The sequence below is a fragment of the Alteromonas sp. K632G genome (assembly GCF_017653625.1).
Classification (GTDB): domain Bacteria; phylum Pseudomonadota; class Gammaproteobacteria; order Enterobacterales; family Alteromonadaceae; genus Alteromonas; species Alteromonas naphthalenivorans.
In genome coordinates this window covers 33,463-54,882 of the sequence record NZ_JAGGDM010000019.1, presented here as the reverse complement: position 1 = coordinate 54,882, position 21,420 = coordinate 33,463, and the positions used below count along the sequence as shown (strand labels likewise).

Here is a 21,420-nt window from a genome sequence, read left to right as displayed (position 1 = left end):
GAATTTACTTACTGTTACGGTCAGCCTGTTATGAAGCCGTAACTTACATTCCAAATGTATAAGCGACGTTATACGCCTTTTCTTTTATAGACCAACAGTGAAAATTTACACTTATTTTTGTTGTTGTATTACTGCAATTAACGCTGTTGTTGAGTAGAAGTAGAATAGACCCCTACTTAATTTCGGGATTTTAGCATTAACCGAGCGGTTTGTGCCACGCAAATCATAGATAAAGAGCAACTTTTCTATAATTTAATGTAAACCCCATTTACGTTTAAGTGGTAAGTAAACAACGAAAAAGCCGTCTATTCGACGGCTCTACTCAATATTAGGCTTATTTAAGTATAGTAAACCTCTACCATTTCACGAGCGGGTCAATATCCTGTTCGTAATCAACACCTTCAACATCAAAACCAAACAGTTTTAAGAATTCGTGGTGATAACCAGCGTAATCGCTTAGTTCATGAAAGTTCTCTTGGGTCACTTTGTCCCACAAGGCTTGAATTTTAGCTTGCGTAACGTCATTGGTTTCAATGCCGTCCATGCGATAGCGGTTTGCCTCATCTAATGTGGGTGTATCACCAAATAGGCAAGTTGAGAACAACCCATGTATTTGTTCAATACAGCCCTCATGGGTCCCGTCGCGCTTCATCACTTCCTGCATTAACGAGATATAAAGCGGCATAACCGGAATGGCAGAACTGGCTTGTGTGACCAAGGCTTTCAACGAACTTACATTCGCTTCAACGAGTAATTCGGTATTTTTGCCAATGATAGCCGCGGCAGCTCTGTCTAAGTCTTCTTTTGCTTTTCCGATGGTCGCTTGACCATAGATGGGCCACGTTAGTGCTTTGCCGATATAGGTGTACGCCGTGGTCTTGCAACCTTCAGCAAGTACGCCAGCCTCTGCTAGATGATCCATCCAGCGCTCCCAATCTTCTCCGCCCATGACTTTAATGGTGTTTAAGATTTCGTCGTCATTTGCCGCCTCTAGCGTAACATCATGCACTTTATCTTTGTCGGTATCGTACGTTTTGGTGGTGTACTCACGCCCCACAGGTTTAAGCGTAGATTTATAGACCACGCCCGTATCTGGATCGGTTCTGCGCGGTGATGCCAAGCTATAAATCACAAGGTCGACCTTGCCCATATTGGCTTTAATCTTATCGATTGTTTGCGCTTTAATTTCATCTGAAAACGCATCACCGTTAATAGTTTCAGCATAAAGCCCTTTTTTAGCTGCCTGCTGATGGAAGGCTGCAGTATTGTACCAACCTGCTGTGCCAGTTTTACGTTCTGAAGGCGCTTTTTCGAAGCAAACGCCAAGGGTTTTTGCACCATAACCAAATGCAGAAGTAATACGCGATGCCAATCCGTAACCGGTTGAGCTACCAATCACTAGCACGTTTTTAGGGCCATCACCTAAGTTGCCTTTCTCTTCAATATAGGCAATTTGTTGTTCTACTGACTTTGCACAACCCACAGGATGTGCGTTTGTGCAGATAAAGCCTCTCACTTTAGGCTTGATAACCATAATCATTTTCCTTTTTTATGCGTGCGCCTATTGTAAACGTGCAAGGGCTTATAACAACTCGGAGCAGATGACACTAACTAAGCACCGAACACCCTATTCATCAAAAAGATACACATGTACAAACGGGTAGCGAAGTTCGAAAGCGGTTTTTAAAGTCTATATCGAAAGAATATCTTGGAACGCTATGTAATGTATACGAAAACAAAAATGATGAGCGACTATTGCGCTAGAAGCAAATGAAAAAGCGAGAGTTCAAACTATATTACGAACTGAAAATAAGTAAGGCAGAGACAGGAAAAGGCAGAGACAGGAAAGTGAAGTATGAAATGTGGCGTTAAATATAAAGTGGAACGAATCATGACTACACATGAATAAAAAGGTGAGCCCCCACAAGAGCTCACCTTTTTGAGTGAATTAACCTAAGATATCAAGTAATTCAACATCAAAAATTAACGTGCTGTAAGGTGCGATTGCTGCACCAGCACCTTGCTCACCGTACGCAAGATCGTGTGGTACGTATAAACGCAGCTTAGCACCAACTTTCATAAGCTGTAGTGCTTCAGTCCAGCCTCTGATCACGCCGCCAACTGGGAATTCAGCCGGTTGACCACGATCGTAAGAGCTGTCAAAAACGTCACCTGAAGTAAGTGTGCCGTGGTAATGAACACGAACCGTGCTATCTGCAGTTGGCGTTTCGCCATCGCCTTCAGCCAATACTTCGTATTGTAAGCCAGACTCAGTCACTTGAACTTCTTCACGCTTTGCGTTTTCTTCAAGGAACTTAACGCCTTCTTCGATAACCGCCTTGCTTGCTTCTTCTTTCTCAGCTTGCATACGCTTATGGATTTCGCCGAATGCATCACGTAGTGCGTCGTTATCAACCTGCGGAGCTTGACCCGCGAAAGCATCTTTTAAACCTGCCACTACTGCGTCAATCGCCATACCTTCGAAAGGATTAGATTGCAATTGTTGACCCATTTGAAAACCAATGCCGTAACTTGCTTGGGTTTCTACTGTGTTGAATGTATCAGTCACAAGAACTCCTGAAATTAAATTACAAATGCAGTACAAATTTCAAACAAACCGCGTTTCACGAATATGTTTCTGCATTTTCCGGTGCCAGAGTGTAGCACACCAGAATTTATCTTGCTTTGAGCATTAAATAGATAGGTGCAAATGGAACGATTTATTGTAAATTATAACGCAAAGTGGTTTTACAACTTGTTAAGTACTTAGTATGGTGAAGGCCATATAATTGGGAGGATAGCATGCACACTCATTACGATGCTGAACTAAAAGATACAGTTAGATACCTTGGCAAAACGCTAGGTGAAACCATCAAAAACCAATTAGGCCAAGAATGGCTTGATCGCATTGAGAAGATTCGAAAAGACGGCCGAGCGTCTTATCAGGGCGACACGAATTGCAGTGACGAACTGAAAGAAACTTTCAAAACGATGACCGACAGCGACTTGCTGACGGTGGGTCGTGCTTTCGCACAGTTTCTAAATCTAGGAAATATTGCTGAGCAGGAATATAACAGCGCAATGAACGTTGACGCGTCTATTGATGCACTGTTTAAGCATCTAGACAAAGCCGAACTCACGGCTGATAAAGTGCAAGAAGCTGTGGGCAAGTTAAACATCGATTTAGTGTTAACGGCCCACCCGACTGAAGTAACCCGTCGTACTCTTATTCATAAACACAAAGAACTAGCAGACTGCTTGCAAGAGGTTCATCAAGAATCGCTAACTGGCGCAGACAGAAGTAAAGTTGAAACCCGTGTTGCTGATTTAATTAGTCAGGCTTGGCATACAGAAGAAATTCGCTCTGTACGCCCTACCCCTGTAGATGAAGCTCGCTGGGGATTTTCAGTTATTGAAAACTCACTGTGGGAAGCCGTTCCTGATTTCTTGCGCGAGCTAGATGGCCGCCTACAGGAAGATTACAGTGTGTCGCTTCCGCTAGATGCTTCGCCGGTACAATTTAGTTCTTGGATGGGCGGTGACCGCGACGGTAACCCATTTGTAACCTCAAAAGTTACCGAGCAAGTACTATTGTTAGCGCGTAAACGTGCCGCGAAACTTTTCGCATTAGATTTAGACCGCTTGCAAGTTGAGTTGTCTATGTACGACTGCAATGACGCATTGCGCGAAAAAGTAGGTGATGCGAACGAACCTTACCGCGCTCTACTTCGCCCCTTGCTTGACCGTTTTATCGCTACCCGAGATGGTATTGCTAGTTATTTAGCAGGTAAAAACCCAGATACGTCTAACTGGATTGAAAGCAACGACGAACTGTTAGAAGCACTATTGCTTTGCCACCAGTCACTTATAGACTGCGGTATGGACGTAGTCGCTAAAGGCTTATTGCTAGATTCCATTCGCCGTGCACATGTGTTCGGTATCCACTTACTTCGCTTAGATGTGCGCCAAGATTCAGAACGTCACGCCGATGTATTTAGCGAACTGACCCGTTACCTTGGCCTGGGTGATTACTCTCAGTGGAGCGAAGAAGATAAACAAGCCTTCTTGCTACGTGAACTTGGCTCGAAACGCCCGCTATTCCCTGCACAATGGGGCGCATCTGACGATGTGAAGGAAGTACTTGAGACATGTAAAGTCATTGCTAAACATAGTAAACACGGCTTTGGTATTTACATTATTTCGATGGCAAGTGAGCCATCAGACGTACTTGCGGTTCAATTGCTGCTTAAAGAAAGCGGTGTTGATTGGCCGATGCCTGTAGCACCTTTATTTGAAACGCTAGACGATTTAAACAACTCGCCAAGTGTTATGCGCAAATTGCTTTCTATCGACTGGTATCGTGGCTATGTGAAAGGCCGTCAGTTCGTGATGATTGGTTATTCAGATTCAGCCAAAGATGCCGGCGCGCTAGCGGCAGGTTGGGCTCAGTATCAATCTCAAGAGGCATTGGTGGCTATTGCCGAAGAATTTAATTGTTCGCTTACTTTATTCCACGGCCGTGGCGGTACAATTGGCCGAGGCGGCTTACCTGCCCACGCAGCGATTTACTCGCAGCCTCCTGGCTCATTGGAAGGTGGATTCCGCGTTACTGAACAGGGCGAAACTATTCGTTATAAGTTTGGTATGCCTAAACTGGCTAAACGTAGCTTGGGCATTTATGCCAGCGCGATAATCGAAGCTATGTTGTTCCCACCCCCGGCACCAAAGGAAGAGTGGCGTGAGTTGATCTCTACTATGGCGGGTCAAGGGCGTGACAACTACCGTGCTACTGTGCGTCATGACGAAGATTTTGTACCCTACTTCCGCGTGGCGACACCTGAACAAGAGCTTGGTAAGTTACCGCTAGGCAGCCGACCTTCTAAGCGTAAACCACAAGGTGGTATTGAAAGTCTTCGTGCAATCCCTTGGATATTTGCATGGGCGCAAACGCGCTTAGTCTTGCCGTCATGGTTGGGTGTAATGCGCGCTATCGATAGCGTGAAGAATGCCGAAAATGAAAAAGTCGTGAACGAAATGTTCGCTGAATGGCCTTTCTATCGTTCACGCCTTTCGATGCTGGACATGGTATTCCATAAAGCGGACCCGCGTATCAGTGAAGCCTACGATGAGCGCTTGGTACCAGAAGAGCTTAAGCATTTTGGAGCAGCTCTTCGAGAGGAACTCAAAGAGAGTATTGCTTCATTGCTTGAACTCACTGGCGAAAACGACATCATGAAAGCTGACCCGTTAGGGAAAGAATCGATGGAAATTCGTGCTGCGTATTTGCAGCCGCTTCATTATTTGCAAATCGAGTTGTTAGATCGAATTCGTAAAGCGGGTGATGATGTACATAATCCTGATTTGGAGCGCGCCATGATGGTAACTATTACTGGTATCGCGACCGGCATGCGTAATACAGGTTAATACTTATCTTAATAGGTACATAATCATGCTATTTGATTAAATAGCACAAATAAAAAAGCCCGCTTAAAGCGGGCTTTTTAGTGAGATTACATTACAAACTAATTATTAAGCCTGTAATTCAAAGCGATCGGCATTCATCACTTTAGTCCAAGCACTAACAAAGTCTTTAACGAACTTCTCTTTATTATCGTCTTGCGCATAAACCTCAGCGTAAGAACGTAATATAGAGTTCGAACCGAAGACCAAGTCAACACGAGTTGCCGAAAACGCTTGTTCGCCAGAAGCTCTGTCTACGATACCGTAAGTACTTCTACTCGTCGGTTTCCATGTGTACTTCATATCGGTGATATTCACAAAGAAATCGTTTGTAAGTGAGCCTATACTATCGGTGAAAACACCGTGACTTGTACCTTCGTAGTTAGTGCCTATGACACGCATACCACCTATCAGCACTGTCATTTCTGCCGCCGTCAACCCTAAAAGCTGGGCCTTATCTAACAGCAACTCTTCAGGCTTAACCACATAATCTTTAGGCAAGTAGTTTCTAAAACCATCTGCCTTAGGCTCTAGTGGTTCAAATGAATCAGCATCGGTCATTTCGTCGGTAGCGTCTCCGCGTCCAGCAGTGAACGGAACATCTACACTGAAACCAACTGCTTCAATCGCTTTTTCTACACCTACATTACCGGCCAATACGATGGTATCAGCTAGACTAGCACCGGCAGACTCTGCAAGGGGTTTTAATACCGACAACGCCTTAGCTAGTTTTTCCGGTTCGTTCGCTTCCCAGTCTTTCTGAGGCGCTAACTGAATGCGAGCACCATTTGCACCACCACGTAAATCTGAACCACGGAAGGTTCTAGCACTGTCCCATGCAGTCGATACCATTTCGCTTACGGTAAGGTCCGACGCAGCGATACTGGCTTTCAATGCATCCACATCGTAGGACGTACTACCTGCAGGTACAGGATCTTGCCAAATTAACGTTTCTTCAGGTACTTCCGGCCCGATGTAACGAACTTTAGGCCCTAAATCTCTGTGGGTTAACTTAAACCACGCTTTAGCAAATACTTCACTGAAGTAGTCTGGGTTGTTGTAAAACTTCTCAGAAATCTCACGGTAGATTGGGTCCATTTTCATGGCCATATCTGCATCAGTCATAATAGGGTTATAACGTTTTGATGGGTCTTCAACATCAACAGGCTTGTGTTCCTCTTTAATGTCGATAGGTTCCCATTGCTCTGCGCCCGCTGGTGATTTTTTCAATTCCCAGTCGTAGTTAAGTAGCAATTCGAAGTAACCGTTATCCCATTGTGTTGGATGAGTTGTCCACGCTCCTTCAATGCCGCTTGAAACTGTATCACGGCCGATACTACGAGTTTCGTGGTTCATCCAGCCTAGACCTTGCTCAACAATATCAGCACCTTCAGGATCTGGCCCTAAACGCTCTGCGCTGCCGTTACCATGGCACTTTCCGACAGTGTGTCCACCAGCAGCTAGCGCAACGGTTTCTTCGTCGTTCATGGCCATACGGGCAAAAGTTTCTCTTACATGAAGCGCTGTTTTAAGCGGATCAGGTTTACCATTCACCCCTTCAGGGTTAACGTATATAAGCCCCATTTGCACTGCCGCTAATGGATTTTCCATTGTGTCTGGGGTTTCAACGTCGTCGTAACGCTCATCGCTAGGAGCTAGCCATTCTTTCTCAGCGCCCCAGTAAGTGTCCTTTTCAGGATGCCAAATGTCTTCCCGACCAAACGCAAAGCCGTAAGTCTTAAGCCCCATGCTTTCATAAGCAACGGTACCAGCAAATACTAGAAGATCAGCCCAGCTAAGCTTGTTGCCATATTTCTTCTTGATTGGCCACAATAAGCGGCGCGCTTTATCAAGGTTAACGTTATCCGGCCATGAATTTAGCGGCGCAAAACGTTGGTTACCCGTAGATGCTCCACCACGACCATCTGCAATACGATAAGAACCTGCGGCGTGCCACGACATTCTGATCATTAGGCCACCATAGTGTCCCCAATCGGCCGGCCACCAAGACTGAGAGTCAGTCATCAGCGCTATCATGTCTTTTTTCAATTCATCGAAATCAAGTGACTTTACGGCTTCGCGATAATCAAAGTCGTCGCCCATCGGATTTGTTTTGGTATCGTGCTGATGCAAAATATCTAGATTTAGTGCTTCAGGCCACCAATCCATATTAGTGCTGCCGGTCGCTGTAAGGCCACCGTGCATAACGGGACACTTTCTTTCTGAATCATTTACATCGCCTAGCTTTGCATTACTCATTTACTGTACCTCTTCGGTGTTCGACAAAGGATTTCATCAATTAAAACTATTAATTGGTATAGCTTTATTCTAATTATTCGGTTGTAGTTAAGACAGTCAGTTTTTTAGATGTGGACGAATAGGTTTAACGATTAGAAAAAATTAAACCTTACGTCGAGAAAACAAGGCCTTATAAATCTATCCGTCAACTCGCTCATGCAGAATTAACTAAAGAAAGCGTAGACAATGATTATGAATTTTCTAGGACTTTTGTCTCTTTTTTTTGTAAAACTTTCCTGACATATCGTAGGATAAACAATCGAATTTAGAGTTAATCCCTAAGAAAGGAAGTCTCACTTGTACAGACTATTTATAAGCTTGCTCCTTGCCTTTTACTTTGCGCTAATGCCCGTAACAGCGCAATCAGAGCCGCTTACTTTGCCCCCAGGGCTGTGGGAAGGCGTGAGTGAGTCTAACTATAATTATAAATTACTCCAGATAAATGAAAACGGGGAACACTTCCTGTTTGAAGCAGGTATAGGCAATGCGTTTCGCCATATCCGACGCCTACCCTTTGATAATGACCATATTGAATGCAATACGCTAAATTGCGAAATAACACTTCCTTCTTATGAAGATGGATATGTTAAACATTTAATTTTATCTCCCTACATAGACACCGGTTACCAAGTATTAGAATCGACTACCAATAAAAACAATAAGCCTATCTTAAGTAGTACCTATCAGTTGGATAAGCAGAAGAAACAATCTTCCGTGCGCAACTTTATCGATATGTACCGAGGTTCAATAGAAGCGTTAGCTAACACAGCTACTGACGATATATTTGGCTTGTGGGTAGGCATTATGCGTATTAGTGGTAAAAATGAACTCATAAGTATTGAGATTTACCCGAACAAAGAAGGCCGCTTAGTGCGATTTATAAATGGTAGCAGCTATACCAATCAGACTAGCTTTAACCCTGAAGATATTCTCAAAGAGGGAAGCGTTTATACCGTTAAAACATCACATCCCACTTTTGCCAACTCACTGTTATTTACCATTCGGTCGTCGAATGTATTAAACGGCTATGCTTATTCAGTTTATAAAAACAGACCACTAGAAAGTATGACGTTTACCCTCTATAGAATTCACAACTAAGCGCCATACTGCGCCCCAAGTAGAATAGCGGCGTACACATGGGTATGAAATCAGTGTCGATTTCGTTTTGAAATTAGATTGTAGCCCATCCCTTGCCAAGGATGCAGTAGCGGAGCCTACAGGGAAGTATTTACGGCTGGTTGTTATCCGGCATGGCTATTTAGGAAGTAGCTATTTATTAGGCCGAGCTGTTCTGCAGAGGCCACAAACAAAACCGCAGGATTAGTAAGGTCGTAACAAACTGTCAGCAGCATGGATGCTGTCTTACAAAAAGAATTTTTTACTGAGTGCGATGAGTAGGTGTTGGTAGGTATACGGTTTGAAATTAAATAGTAGCCCCTCCACCGCATGGATGCGGTGGCGGAGCCTACATGGATGTATTTACGGCGTGGCTACGATTTGATTTCAAATCGGATGCCGAGCCTAATACATCCTTAGCCAGTTACGAAATCTACGCCTAGCTTGATGTCGCCACGAAGGCCTTCAAGCATGTCGTTTTTCGCTTTTTCTTCAAATTCGCTTAGCTCGCCGTATGGCAAGATTTCTTCAACACCGTTTGCGCCAAGGCGAACAGGGTGAGCGAAGAATGCAGCATCGTCGCTGTCGTCAGTTTGAACGTAAGTGTATTCAACCACGTTCTCACCTTGCATTGCTGCAACCAATGATAAGCAGAAACGTGCAGCTGCTTGACCCATAGATAGGGTTGCAGAACCGCCGCCAGCTTTAGCTTCAACAACTTCAGTACCTGCATTTTGGATACGAGTCGTTAGGCTTGAAACTTCATCATCAGAGAACTCAACACCTTCAACTTGCGAAAGCAAAGGAAGGATAGTTGTGCCTGAGTGACCACCGATTACCGGTACGTGTACAGAAGCAACGTCTACGTCTTTAAGCTCAGCAACGAAAGTCTCAGCGCGAATTACGTCAAGGGTAGTAACACCGAACAATTTGTTCTTGTTATAAACACCTTTCGCTTTAAGCGTTTCAGCAGCAATTGCCACTGTTGTGTTAACTGGGTTAGTAATAATACCAACACAAGCATCTGGACAATTGTCAGCAACACCTTCAATAAGGTTCTTAACAATACCAGCATTAATGTTGAACAAGTCTGAACGATCCATGCCCGGCTTACGCGGAACACCAGCAGGAATAAGAACAACGTCTGTACCTGTTAATGCACCAGCTAGGTCATCTTTACCGTGACCGGTTACTTTTACTGCAGTTGGGATGTGGCTCAAATCAACAGCTACACCAGGAACAACTGGCGCTACATCGTAAAGCGCTAGCTCAGAACCAGCTGGCAATTGTGTTTTTAACAACAAAGACAGCGCTTGGCCAATACCACCGGCAGCACCTAACACGGCTACTTTCATACCATTTCTCCTATGGGATTACTCACGTATTTAAACGGAACGTCACACTAATGCAACGCGGGGGAAAACTCAATCATCTGATGGTCTTAATACGGCCATTTAAGGCATTTTTACGTTGATATTCACTATCATGCATGATTATGCAATTAAATTGCGCAAAGGTCACCTGTAAGGCACAATATATGATAAATCGTTAATGACCATTTAACTTATTACCGCTAACTACTGTGCAGGACGCTATGGCCAACGCAAAACAAGAGCAACTGATTAAAGCCTTTAAAGAAATTTTAAAAGCGGAAAGCTATGGATCCCAGGGTGAAATAGTGGATGCCCTTAAAACTCAAGGTCATGACAATATTAGTCAATCTAAAATTTCCCGCATGCTAAGTAAGTTTGGCGCGGTACGTACCCGCAATGCCCGTGGCGATATGGTGTACTGCCTGCCGCCTGAACTGGGTATGCCTACCGCTAAAAGCCCGTTAAAGCAACTTGTTCTCGACATTGTGCATAATAATGTGATGGTGATTATTCGCACCAGCCCAGGTGCAGCGCAACTCATTGCACGCTTGCTTGACTCATTAAGCAAAAAAGATGGTGTACTTGGCACCATAGCCGGCGACGACACTATTTTTATCGCCCCTGCCGACGTGACACTTATTGAAGAGTTACGACAACGTGTGGAAGACCTATTCGAGAATGTCTAAGGCACAGCCTTAATTTTTGAGCAAAAAAAACCGCCATCACAAGATGGCGGTAAAGAATTTGTACCAGGGAGATACAAAACAACTTGGTAGCTGTGTATTTAAATTATCACAGACTCAGAAAAGAGTAAGAAAAGAAAAGTAAAGAATTTGAAAACTAGAAATTAATTATAAAATCCATCCTTAGATAAAAACAGCAACATTTAAACTCAACCTTTAAAATTAAATAATATCACCACCACTAAAAACATCCTATTATTCACCAACGTATAAATTCTAAAACCCACAAAAATACCATTGTCATTAATTGTAATTACAGTAACTTTCTTCCACTTTTCAATCTGTACTGAAACGCCCTCACCCACTTTTACTTCAAGCCAGATTTAACTATACTGAATTTGCGCAAAACCTGCGCCTTTTCTGCGCTAAACCCACAAAATTCATACACAATATCTACACACTATTTACCCCCTCACATTACTTCTTCATTTCTATTTTAATTAATATACAGCGTTACCTTTAAATAAATATTAAGAGAGAAAAAAGTAATATTTATTTTACCAATGTATAGAACCGTAAAGGTTTCATCGCTCTGCGTATAAATAAAGTAAATTAGGTCTAAATAGAACAAATTATACACTTTGTAAATTGCCAAATAGCACGACGAAGTGCTTAATTCTCCCGACAGAAAACATCTGCTCAAAATAAAAACTAATAAACGTCTATGTAATTACAAATTGTAATCACCTTCGACAAGGGGAATTAAAATGTTTGACACAAATAAACTCAGCACTGCGGTGAAGCGCGGACTATTACTGGCGGGTTCCGCTAGCCTGTTTGCCGCACCAATGGCCCTCGCACAATCAGATGACGAAAATTCAGCTGAACCTGTAGAAAAAATCCAAGTTACTGGCTCTCGTATTAAACGAGTGGATTTAGAGTCAGTATCTCCCGTTACGGTTATTACTGCTGAATCTATCGCGTTATCTGGTGATACATCGGTTGCCCTAGTATTACGTAACTCTTCGATTAACACTTTCGGTTCATTTCGCGGACAATCTGGCTACGGCAGCGGCGCATCTGCGTCAAGTGAAGTAAATTTACGTGGTCTGGGGGCTGGCGCTACTTTGGTACTAATGGACGGTCGTCGTCTACCAGGTTTAGGATACGATGGTGGTTCATCTTCTGATATGTCGATGATCCCGATGTCGATTGTTGAGCGCATTGAAATTCTTCGCGATGGCGCATCGGCCATTTACGGGTCAGATGCCGTTGCAGGCGTAATTAATATTATTACCAAGAAACAGTTCGATGGCGTTAATGTAGGCTACAGCTTTGAAGATCCAGGAGCAGATGGCGGGAACTCAAGCAAATATAACTTTTCAGCCGGCGTAACCAATGACAAAGGTAGTATCGTTTTCATTGCGGAGCATGAAAACACTCAAGAAGTCAGCGATGTAGCGGTTTCAGGCGAAAATGCACTAGATAGCTATTCAACCTACAGCCCTGTTGCCAATTTCTATGATACAGATACTAGTTCGTATCTTTATAACGAAGATTTGTGTGGCGATGTGGCTGACACATCGATTGAATCTGATCGTTGTGGTTATTACTACGGTAATACCACTTGGCTTTATGGCGCGTCTGAGAAAAACTCTTTAATGACTAAAATCGAGTACGAGTTAGCAGAGAACTTGCAACTTATTACTCGTTTCTCTGCACTACAGACATCTACAGACACTCGTTATGCTGCTACCCCAGTATCTACATCTTCGCTGACCATCGATGCGGATAACGCAATGAACCCTTATGGTCAAGATGGCTCTGTTTACTTCCGAACGTCTAGTTTGGGAACACGAGACACCACCACAGAAAAAACCACCTTTGAAATGGTGACAGGCCTTGAAGGCTATACCGACATTGGTGGCAATGAGTGGGATTGGCAAGTTTATTACCAACGCACGTCTGCAAAAGAAGAGGTATTCAATTACAACTTAGTTAACGACACAGTTGTACAAGATTTAATTGATACTGAACAGTTGGATTTATTTAATGTTCAAGGTTTAAGTACCGACGACTGGTCTGCTTATAACGCTGAGCTATTGGCTAGCGCTGATCACACTGGCACCTACCAGTCTACACAGATGCGTGACATTATTGACGGCAGCATTTCTGGCGAAGTTTCTCGAATAACTTCATGACAGTGAGTGCTGTTTTCGGCGCTGAGTACTCTTACCTTGATTTTGAGCAGATATCTGACCCTGAATCGGGCTTGGGTATTATTTCAGGCGGTTCGGGCGGTGACGACGTGTATGCGACTCGTGAGCGACAGTCTTACTATACTGAGTTTGCTATCGAACTACCCCATGAAGTGGAAGTATCTGCTGCACTTCGTTACGACGGGTACGAGCTTGAAGGGGATACAGGCGAAAGTATTTCAACCTCTGAGTTCTCAGATACCGTACCTAAGCTAGGTATCAGCTGGCGCCCAACTGAGTCACTTTTACTTCGTGCTAGCTGGGGAGAAGCTTTCCGTACACCAACAATGAGTGAAATGTTCGCGACCATCTCTTACGGCTTCCCAAGCGCATACGATACCTATTACTGCGATACACTAGATAACCCTGGTAGCGACGATAGTTACTGCTCATCAGGTCAGCAACACCTAACCTATTACGGCGGTAACCCAGACCTTAGCCCAGAAAACTCTGAGTCGCTTACGCTTGGTGTGGTTTACGATGTCACTGATGATTTATCACTCGAAGTGTCTTACTACCAATATGATTACGAAAATAAAATCGAAGATATCGACGTAGATGACCTAATTGCTGCTGACTTAGATGGTACGTCTAGCAGTATCGTTCGTGATAGCGATGGTAAAATTACATCGATTACCTCTGGTTACACAAACTACTCAGAAGTGAAGACCAACGGTTTTGATATTACCGCGAACTACGATCTGGCCACTGAAATTGGTGATTTTGGTGTCAACCTTGAATACTCCCATGTATTTAGTTACGAAGAAGAAGGTACTGAGTGGGCAGGTGAATTGTTCTATCCTGATAATCGCGCTAACTTGACGGTAGATTGGACCGACGGCGATAAATGGACGGCATCTTGGAGAACGCTATTCATCGGTGCCAACGGTGAAACCTATTACGATTACTATGATTACGCCGACAATTATTTTAAACATAATGTGACGGTTTCATATCATGTGAACGATAATGTGAAGGTTTCTGCCGGAATTGCGAATATTACCGATGAATTTGAAGAGTACGCACCTGGGGAATGGCGCGGATATGATGACTCTTTGTATGATCCACTAGGACGTACAATGAGTTTTAATGTTCAAGCTAGCTTCTAACATTTAACTTATAAAAAACGCCGCATTTCCTGTGTTCTATCTCTAATCTGTTTGAGATAGAACACAGTCAGCGGCGTTTTCTTATTTTCGTAATCATTAACGCTTTATAAACCCGTTATACCAGCTGTCAATTAGACAACACGGGCTAAGTGAGTAGTGTAAGTGCTTGAAGTACCCTACGAAAGTACCTTAATAAGCGCTTCAGCCGCGGGGCCTGATGATGCTGGATTCTGTCCGGTTACCAACAGACCGTCAACACACACTTTAACGCCAAAGTCGTCGGTACTTTCATACTTACCGCCCTTACTGATAAGCGCGTCTTCCACTAAATAAGGCACTACGTCGGTTAACCCCATTGCGTCTTCTTCACTATTTGAAAAGCCAGTAACGGTTTTGCCGTTAATAAAAAATTCACCATCGGCGCGTTTTACTTCTTTAAGTACGATAGGAGCATGGCAAACGGCGCCTACAGGCTTCTGAGCTTTCACCATATCTTCAATTAGCATTGTGGAGTGAGTATTGTCAGATAAGTCCCATAACGGACCGTGGCCGCCCGGATAGAACACGGCATCAAATTCATCTGCACGAACATCTTCCAACACAATAGTTGAAGACATTGCGCTTCTTGCAACCTCATCTTTTGTGTAACGGATAGCATCGTCGGTCATGGCATCATCTGCCAAGCTGTTTGGGTCGATTGGCACTTGGCCGCCCATAGGTGAAGCTAAGGTGATGGTATACCCCGCATCTTTGAACGCATAGTAGGGTGAAGCGAACTCTTCCAGCCACATTCCTGTTTTCTTGCCTGTATCACCTAACAATTCATGTGAGGTCATTACCATTAATATATGTTTAGACATAAGTTCTCCATGTGAACAATTCATTTAGTTATTCGTTCGTATGGCGGCAATAGTTAGATCAGAAAAAGAAAGTCGATGCGATGAGAAACATAAAGAGAAGTTGATTTGCAAGATAAAAAAAATGCCACTTCCAAAATTGGAAAGTGGCATTTAACACTACAACTGGTTTTTAAACTGTTGCTTAGAAGCGGTAGTCAATACCTACACGCATTTCCCAAAGTGATGCATCACCCTGACGACTTTCAGGAGATGATGTACCTAGCGCAGCAGTATTGAAGTTAACTTCTTCCAAAATACCCCATTCATCGTTGATGAAGTTGGTGAAGTTATTCATAACGAAGTAAACCTGAGCAGAGTGATCTTCACGGAACGCAGGAATATTTTGTCTAACTGCGATATCCATTTTGAACCACCAAGGGCTAGTTTCATCATTACGCTCTGCGCCAATCGGTAATACGTTGTTACCTTCAAGATACGGCGTGTAGCCATATACAGAGTTACCGCTGATGGTGTAACTAAACGGACGACCAGACTGCGCTACTGCATAAGCAGAGAAGATAGTGCTGTAACCGTCGATAAGTTCAGTTGTGTAACGAAGGTCAGCAGTAAAACGGTGCTCGATATTCCAATCAGACACTGAAGATACTTCTTCGTTAATGTCAGTAAATGCTCTGTACTGGAAGTTAGAGAACGCGACTGAACTCGTCATTGGTTGTACATCTTCAGCGTGGCTGTAGTTATAACCACCGGTGAAAGTAAAACCGTTGTCCCAAGACTTGTTCATGGTCGCTGTTAGTGAGTAAGACACTGAATCTTCATCAGAGTTGGTCAGTTCAAGTGAACCGTAACCTACTGAATCATAATCAGGGTAACCTTCATCAGTTGTACCTACACGCTCAAGACCCACATATTTAATCATGGCTTGTTTCTGCGTCACACTTAAAAGAAAATCTAAGTTGAATACGTAGTCTTCATCATTGATGTGAGTCATACCCGCAGAGATTTTCCATTCGCGAGGCATTACGAAGCCTGGATCTAGGTTGTTACTTTCAAAGTTACTACCTGCACCAGAAGACATTTCTTCGTCTAAATCAGAAGGTACTGAGTAACCAGGGCCAGCTGTTACGCCGTCTTCTGTATTAACCCATGTAATGCTGCCGTCGAATAAGTCAGCGTATTCACCATCAACTTCACCACCAACAACGTTCGTATTTTGATAGTTGTTTGTCATCCATACGTTCGGGTTACCGCCTGAGAATAAGCCAACACCACCACGTAATTCAGTTGAGTCACTTACCGTGTAGTTAAGGCCAACACGTGGTTGTAGTAAGCTAAGACCGTCTAGGTTAGCTGTGTTGTCATAACCGTTTCCAGCTACGAAATCAGCGTTTCCAACAGGCTCATCTGAGGTTGTGATCCAGTCATAACGTAAACCCGCAACCACTTTCAAATCATCAGTAAGATAGAACTCATCTTGTGCGTAAGTAGAGTGTGACGTGTAACCCCACTCAGCAGCACGGTCTAATAGCTCGCCAGAATAAGCATAACCGTATTCGATTTCTGCATTAGTTCCGTTAGTGAAATCTTCTAAGCTTTCAAAAGTAATAGAGGTTTCAGAGTGCTGAACGAAAAGGTTGTAGATATCTAGTTTGTCGCTCTCGTAACCGAAAGTTAACGCATGGCCGTTGTCGAAGTAATAGTTACCACGGAACATTAGGCTTAACGCTTCGTAATCAAGCTCATTCGCTTGACGACTGTCATCAGAGCCTAAGAAAACGGTTAAGTCGTCATCAGAAGTATCTGTATCATTACCTAGCTCAATTTTGATTTCGCCGAAATCGTTGCCGCCTGGAGTGCCGTCACCGTACATAGAACGCTGAAGGTTATCTAGCTCGATAGATGAAACGCGAATTTCAGTCGAGAATTTGTCTGTCCAGTCTGAGTAAAGTACACCAACAAATGATTGTAGCTCTGCGCCACGCTCATAGATGTGACTAGATAGTTCAAACTCATCTGCGTCGCCGTCAGATTCTGAGAAGTTGTTACCATCGTTATAGTTGTACGTGAACGCAAAACGGTGATTTTCGTTGATGTTCCAGTCTAACTTAACAAGAAGCTTTTCATCTTCATTAGGCATGCTTAGAGGAGTTGTGCCGGCATCAAAGTTATATAGTGACTGAGATACAGACTGAATTTGTTCAAGCTGGGCTTGTGTAAGCGCTACTTCATTAATTGCGCCAGAACCGATAGCACCACGGTCAAATGTGTTTGCGCCTTCAAGTTTTTCGTAAGCTGCAAAAATAAATAGCTTATCTTTAATCAGCGGTGCACCCACTGTGAAGCCGTAACGTTTTTCAGTGTAACTTCCAAGGTTGATATCATCACCTTCAAGAGAGTCACCACGTAGGCTGTCGCTACCATAATCGTAGAACGCAGAACCGTGAACTTCGTTGGTACCTGTTTTACTTACCGCACTGATGTTACACGCAGAGAAACCGCCGTAGATTACATCAAAAGGAGCAATTTCTACTGATACACCTTCGATAGCGTCAAAAGAGAAAGGCATTCTTTCTGTAGGGTAACCGTTCGAGTTAAGACCGAAAAGGTCATTCATGCGAACGCCATCAACAGTTAAGCTGTTAAAACGCGGGCTTTTACCAACACACTGGATACCACCGCTACCGCCTTCATTTACGTAGATACGCGGGTCAATACGAACGATGTCAGTGATATCACGGTTAATTGCAGGCGCTTGTTGAAGTGTTGCCAAATCAAAGTTTGCTGAAGGGCCAGTTTGACCGAACGCTAAGCTACCTACTTGAGAAGCCGTTACTACGATATTTTCGTAATCAGCTGCAGATTCAAGTGTTCTTTGGATAGTTGCTGCTTCACCAAGCTCTAGGTAAATATCGCTGATCGTTTGATCTGCAAATTCATCTGAGTCGATTTCAACAGTGTAAGGACCACCTACACGTAAACCGCGAAGGTTAAATGTACCAGCACTATTTACTGTGACTGATTTAACCGCACCAGTTGGTACGTGAGTGACTTTAACTACGGTTCCAACAGCAGGGTTGCCGTTTGGACCGACGATTTGGCCATTCATATCTGAAGACGTTACTTGAGCCATTGCAGTCGTGGTTAGACCCACTGTTAATGCAACTGCTGCAGCAACGCGGCTGAGCTTAGCTGATGAGTACATGTGTGTTTCCCTTTTTGTTTAAAATTCTTTTTTTAGCGCAGAGGGAATTTATTCCCCTCTACGACCTCTGATATTGACTAAAAGACTTCTTTAAGTGGATGAAATTGTTATAGACCTTCGTGTCATATTTATTACAGTTTTGTATATTTCGTCAATTCTGCGTCAATTCCGTGACGTGATTTCATCTCATTTTTTGCACCACACACCTGACCATTTGGTCAAGTTATTTTACTTATCAAAACCAAGGTCGTCTGACTTGTTCTTGTGGTTTCTATTGATGACATATCATGGACTAATAAACAGCGTTTAACAAAATTCAGTCTGATTTGTAAAAAACACTTATTTTTCATGATTATAACCAATTAAAATAAATTTACCTATTGCAATAAATAACCTTAGCTGATGAAATTAGCACATAAATCACTAACTCATTTGGTTATTTTTTTGCCAAAAGTCAGAATTATTGCTACCGGAAGGTGGTTCATACTCCTTATTGCCGCACTTGTTTGCGGTAGCGCTGGCTATTTTTCAAAGAAAATAGAATTTATTCCTGTGCCTCCTCAAACTGGTCGAACTTTAACCTGCCAAACCGAGTTACAAAATAATTTAGATACCTTTTCAGTGTATGTCACAGATGGGTCTATCGCGAATATGGCGTTAGAACGTTTATGCGACAACAAAATCATCAAAAGGCAATTTGGCCAAGTCAGGGTCATCGTCGGGCAAAGTGACTATGATACCTTTCGATATATAAACCACGGAGTGGTCGATTTAGCGCTAATTAAACGTAATGTAGTAGATGCTTTCGGTGCAGATCAAATTTATGGTTTAACCCTAATAGCCTCGCACCCCAATTACAGCGCTTTCTTTATATCTCAGCGTGAAAAACCCCTGCTTGAAAAAGAGTACTTACTTGGCAAGCGAATTGGCCTGCTCGATTACCCTTCCAGCCGCTCAGGGCACATAGTTCCAAAAACCATACTTCAAAACCTTGGGTTAACTGAGAATAACGTGAACATTGTGTACTTCAATTCCCACAAAGATTTGCGCAGAGCATTGCTTGCTGGTGAAGTTGATATTATTTCATCGTACTGGGCCGAGGAAGATGCGCAAATTTTGTCCAAGAACTATGCAACGCCTCTATTAAAAAGTGTTAGCGGCATGCAATGGTTTTTGAAGATGCAAATGCAAAACACTGATTTACTCTGCGCCATGCAGTCTGTAGTGAAAGACATCGCCGACTCTCATGCACGTCCCTATTACAAAACCCTAGTTCTCGTGAATGGATGTAGTGAAGATGAGTAATATGATGTCAACTGTTCGCCCGTTTACCCTAATTTGTGCACTTATACTCTTTGCGGTACTTCAAATCATCAGTACGTTTGGCCAGGTTATAGGTATTCAGTTAGCTCGTCATAATGCGAAAGACAACGTAGAAAGAAGAGTAATATTGGACAGCGCGTTTCTTGATGTTGGGAATGCAACATTAAATACCCCCGTAAATACTTATGCGGTGGGTCGCTATATCGAAACTATTAACGAAGATTTAGCCGCTGACAATTATCCGATTAGAGTCGCCTCAATACAAGGCGTGAATGCTGATGTAACCTATCCCGAATATAGCTTATCCCATACTTTTGTATTCGAAAACGCAGAGCAAAAAATTACGCTAATCATGCAATCGCTCCCTATGTATCAAAACCTTAAGTTTAGTTGGTGGGCTTTAATAATATCAGTATTGCTTGCACCTGCGTTTGCTATCCCTAGACAGCGAAAAACCAAGCATGTTGTCAGTGAAGAATTAGTTGTCCCTCCTAAGCCCAAACTTGTTATTAATTTGCGCGATAAGACGTTAGGCAATAGCGTAAATGACACCGTTGTTATATTGCAAAACAAGCCTCTTTGCTTTTATACAGCGCTCGTTAAATATTGCACAGAGAACCCAGAACACCCTCTTCCCCCACATAAAGATGTTCCTATTGAACTTATTGCGCTTGCGAATAAAGCCTTTGCACGATTGATTGAGTTAGGGCACACAAAACGTAAAAGGCCAGACTTTAACGCTAACTTAGATAAAACGTTAAGCGAAATCAGAGCATCACTTGATGAGGTATTTACCTTGTACCCTGAGGAAAAAGAACGCTATTACCCTCCACGTGCCCAAGGTGAAGGTTCTCGTTCAAAACAGCATTCTTATGCGCTTACCCATTTATCCCCTGACGATGTAGAAATTATCGGAAACTAGCTATTTTTTAATCAATTATGACAGTGACATGAAAATAAATTTAGGAATGAAAACGCACTCAAATTAAGCGAATGTTATTGATTCGGCTAGCAAATAGCGATCCATTTGACCAATTGGTATGAATATAACATTGATTCGTAGAGGCTAAACGCGTATCTTTGCTCCAATAAAATCAGCTTTCTAGAATTATGCAATCGCCTTTAATTATTGCCATTTCTGGAGCTTCAGGCTCTGGAAAGTCACTGTTTACCGAAAATTTGTTTAACGGCTTCTCTGCTCAAGGAAGGCCTGTGCAAGTGCTTCGCGAAGATCACTATTATCGCGCTCAAGACCACTTGCCCATGGAAGCACGAGAAAAAAACAACTACGACCACCCCAATGCATTTGAGCATGAATTGCTTAAAGCGCATTTGCAGGCACTGCGAGAAGGTCAGCCTATTGACTATCCTCATTACTGCTTTAAAACGCATACTCGCCTGCCTGACACAGAACGTTTGAACCCGGCGCCAGTCATTATTCTTGAAGGAATTATGCTGCTTGCTCGTGCAGATCTTCTGCCACTTTATGACGTTAAAATCTTTGTCGATACCCCACTCGATATTTGTCTTATGCGCCGCATGATACGAGATATTAAAGAGCGTGGGCGCACTATCGAGTCAGTAGCCAAACAGTACGAAGAGACTGTAAAACCGATGTATCACCAATTTATCGAGCCAAGCCGGTTCACTGCTGATGTAGTAGTTACACAAGGTGGTAAAAACCAAATTGCTCTAGATGTGATCAAATCTCACATACAGCAAGCGCTTCTATAAAGGA

General features: G+C 43.1%; 14 protein-coding genes. 8 read left to right on the top strand and 6 right to left on the bottom strand.

The features are described from left to right. Positions 1 to 355: 355 nt before the first annotated feature. Positions 356 to 1,534, bottom strand: a complete 1,179-nt coding sequence (gene fabV, locus J5X92_RS17040) for an enoyl-ACP reductase FabV (RefSeq protein ID WP_013782589.1) — start codon at positions 1,532 to 1,534, stop codon at positions 356 to 358. A gap of 414 nt (positions 1,535 to 1,948) precedes the next feature. Beyond that, positions 1,949 to 2,569, bottom strand: coding sequence for an FKBP-type peptidyl-prolyl cis-trans isomerase (locus tag J5X92_RS17035; RefSeq protein ID WP_013782588.1), 621 nt, complete (start codon positions 2,567 to 2,569; stop codon positions 1,949 to 1,951). Positions 2,570 to 2,802: 233 nt separating this feature from the next. On the opposite strand from J5X92_RS17035, the gene ppc reads away from it, so the two are divergent. After that, positions 2,803 to 5,424 (top strand): phosphoenolpyruvate carboxylase, encoded by a 2,622-nt coding sequence (gene ppc / locus J5X92_RS17030; protein ID WP_208806170.1) that lies wholly within the window; start codon positions 2,803 to 2,805, stop codon positions 5,422 to 5,424. 105 nt (positions 5,425 to 5,529) lie between these two features. Here the strand turns inward: ppc and katG are convergent, their stop codons facing one another. Continuing rightward, the gene (gene katG, locus J5X92_RS17025; protein WP_208806169.1) at positions 5,530 to 7,719 is read right to left on the bottom strand and encodes a catalase/peroxidase HPI; all 2,190 of its coding nucleotides are present in this window, start codon (positions 7,717 to 7,719) and stop codon (positions 5,530 to 5,532) included. Between the two features lie 336 nt (positions 7,720 to 8,055). Here katG and J5X92_RS17020 point away from each other — a divergent pair, with 336 nt between their 5' ends. Next, positions 8,056 to 8,856 carry a hypothetical protein gene (locus J5X92_RS17020; RefSeq protein ID WP_013782585.1) on the top strand — a complete coding sequence of 267 codons (801 nt, stop codon included), beginning with the start codon at positions 8,056 to 8,058 and terminating at the stop codon, positions 8,854 to 8,856. 434 nt (positions 8,857 to 9,290) lie between these two features. Here the strand turns inward: J5X92_RS17020 and mdh are convergent, their stop codons facing one another. Continuing rightward, positions 9,291 to 10,229: a malate dehydrogenase gene (gene mdh / locus J5X92_RS17015; protein ID WP_013782584.1), complete on the bottom strand. Its 939-nt coding sequence runs from the start codon at positions 10,227 to 10,229 to the stop codon at positions 9,291 to 9,293. Between the two features lie 239 nt (positions 10,230 to 10,468). On the opposite strand from mdh, the gene argR reads away from it, so the two are divergent. The 3 genes from argR to J5X92_RS17000 all read left to right on the top strand — a co-directional run bounded on the left by argR (position 10,469) and on the right by J5X92_RS17000 (position 14,297). Then, the gene (argR, locus tag J5X92_RS17010) at positions 10,469 to 10,933 is read left to right on the top strand and encodes a transcriptional regulator ArgR (protein WP_013782583.1); all 465 of its coding nucleotides are present in this window, start codon (positions 10,469 to 10,471) and stop codon (positions 10,931 to 10,933) included. A gap of 764 nt (positions 10,934 to 11,697) precedes the next feature. Continuing rightward, positions 11,698 to 13,131 carry a TonB-dependent receptor plug domain-containing protein gene (locus J5X92_RS17005; protein ID WP_126872861.1) on the top strand — a complete coding sequence of 478 codons (1,434 nt, stop codon included), beginning with the start codon at positions 11,698 to 11,700 and terminating at the stop codon, positions 13,129 to 13,131. Further along, on the top strand, positions 13,128 to 14,297 hold the full coding sequence (locus J5X92_RS17000; protein ID WP_126872862.1) for a TonB-dependent receptor: 1,170 nt from the start codon (positions 13,128 to 13,130) through the stop codon (positions 14,295 to 14,297). The genes J5X92_RS17005 and J5X92_RS17000 overlap by 4 nt, the downstream gene beginning before the upstream one ends. A 176-nt stretch (positions 14,298 to 14,473) precedes the next feature. On the opposite strand, the gene J5X92_RS16995 is transcribed toward J5X92_RS17000, so the two are convergent. Both J5X92_RS16995 and J5X92_RS16990 read right to left on the bottom strand, forming a co-directional pair. Beyond that, on the bottom strand, positions 14,474 to 15,157 hold the full coding sequence (locus J5X92_RS16995; RefSeq protein WP_013782581.1) for a type 1 glutamine amidotransferase domain-containing protein: 684 nt from the start codon (positions 15,155 to 15,157) through the stop codon (positions 14,474 to 14,476). A gap of 181 nt (positions 15,158 to 15,338) precedes the next feature. After that, entirely contained in the window at positions 15,339 to 18,359 is a 3,021-nt protein-coding gene (locus J5X92_RS16990) for a TonB-dependent receptor (protein ID WP_208806168.1), read from the bottom strand. Positions 18,360 to 18,803: 444 nt separating this feature from the next. Here J5X92_RS16990 and J5X92_RS16985 point away from each other — a divergent pair, with 444 nt between their 5' ends. The 3 genes from J5X92_RS16985 to udk all read left to right on the top strand — a co-directional run bounded on the left by J5X92_RS16985 (position 18,804) and on the right by udk (position 21,416). Next, complete coding sequence (locus tag J5X92_RS16985) at positions 18,804 to 19,664, top strand: PhnD/SsuA/transferrin family substrate-binding protein (protein WP_232370691.1); 861 nt, start codon at positions 18,804 to 18,806, stop codon at positions 19,662 to 19,664. After that, positions 19,657 to 20,604, top strand: a complete 948-nt coding sequence (locus J5X92_RS16980) for a hypothetical protein (protein WP_208806166.1) — start codon at positions 19,657 to 19,659, stop codon at positions 20,602 to 20,604. The genes J5X92_RS16985 and J5X92_RS16980 overlap by 8 nt, the downstream gene beginning before the upstream one ends. A gap of 188 nt (positions 20,605 to 20,792) precedes the next feature. Continuing rightward, positions 20,793 to 21,416, top strand: a complete 624-nt coding sequence (udk, locus tag J5X92_RS16975; RefSeq protein WP_126872864.1) for a uridine kinase — start codon at positions 20,793 to 20,795, stop codon at positions 21,414 to 21,416. Positions 21,417 to 21,420 lie beyond the last annotated feature (4 nt).

What these genes read in the sequence shown, in the direction of transcription:
- udk (WP_126872864.1), top strand. Translation starts at nt 20,793, where the DNA reads ATGCAATCGCCTTTAATTATTGCCATTTCTGGAGCTTCAGGCTCTGGA.
- J5X92_RS17005 (WP_126872861.1), top strand. Translation starts at nt 11,698, where the DNA reads ATGTTTGACACAAATAAACTCAGCACTGCGGTGAAGCGCGGACTATTA.
- J5X92_RS16995 (WP_013782581.1), bottom strand. Translation starts at nt 15,157, where the DNA reads ATGTCTAAACATATATTAATGGTAATGACCTCACATGAATTGTTAGGT.
- katG (WP_208806169.1), bottom strand. Translation starts at nt 7,719, where the DNA reads ATGAGTAATGCAAAGCTAGGCGATGTAAATGATTCAGAAAGAAAGTGT.
- J5X92_RS16990 (WP_208806168.1), bottom strand. Translation starts at nt 18,359, where the DNA reads ATGTACTCATCAGCTAAGCTCAGCCGCGTTGCTGCAGCAGTTGCATTA.
- mdh (WP_013782584.1), bottom strand. Translation starts at nt 10,229, where the DNA reads ATGAAAGTAGCCGTGTTAGGTGCTGCCGGTGGTATTGGCCAAGCGCTG.
- fabV (WP_013782589.1), bottom strand. Translation starts at nt 1,534, where the DNA reads ATGGTTATCAAGCCTAAAGTGAGAGGCTTTATCTGCACAAACGCACAT.
- J5X92_RS16980 (WP_208806166.1), top strand. Translation starts at nt 19,657, where the DNA reads ATGAGTAATATGATGTCAACTGTTCGCCCGTTTACCCTAATTTGTGCA.
- argR (WP_013782583.1), top strand. Translation starts at nt 10,469, where the DNA reads ATGGCCAACGCAAAACAAGAGCAACTGATTAAAGCCTTTAAAGAAATT.
- J5X92_RS17000 (WP_126872862.1), top strand. Translation starts at nt 13,128, where the DNA reads ATGACAGTGAGTGCTGTTTTCGGCGCTGAGTACTCTTACCTTGATTTT.
- ppc (WP_208806170.1), top strand. Translation starts at nt 2,803, where the DNA reads ATGCACACTCATTACGATGCTGAACTAAAAGATACAGTTAGATACCTT.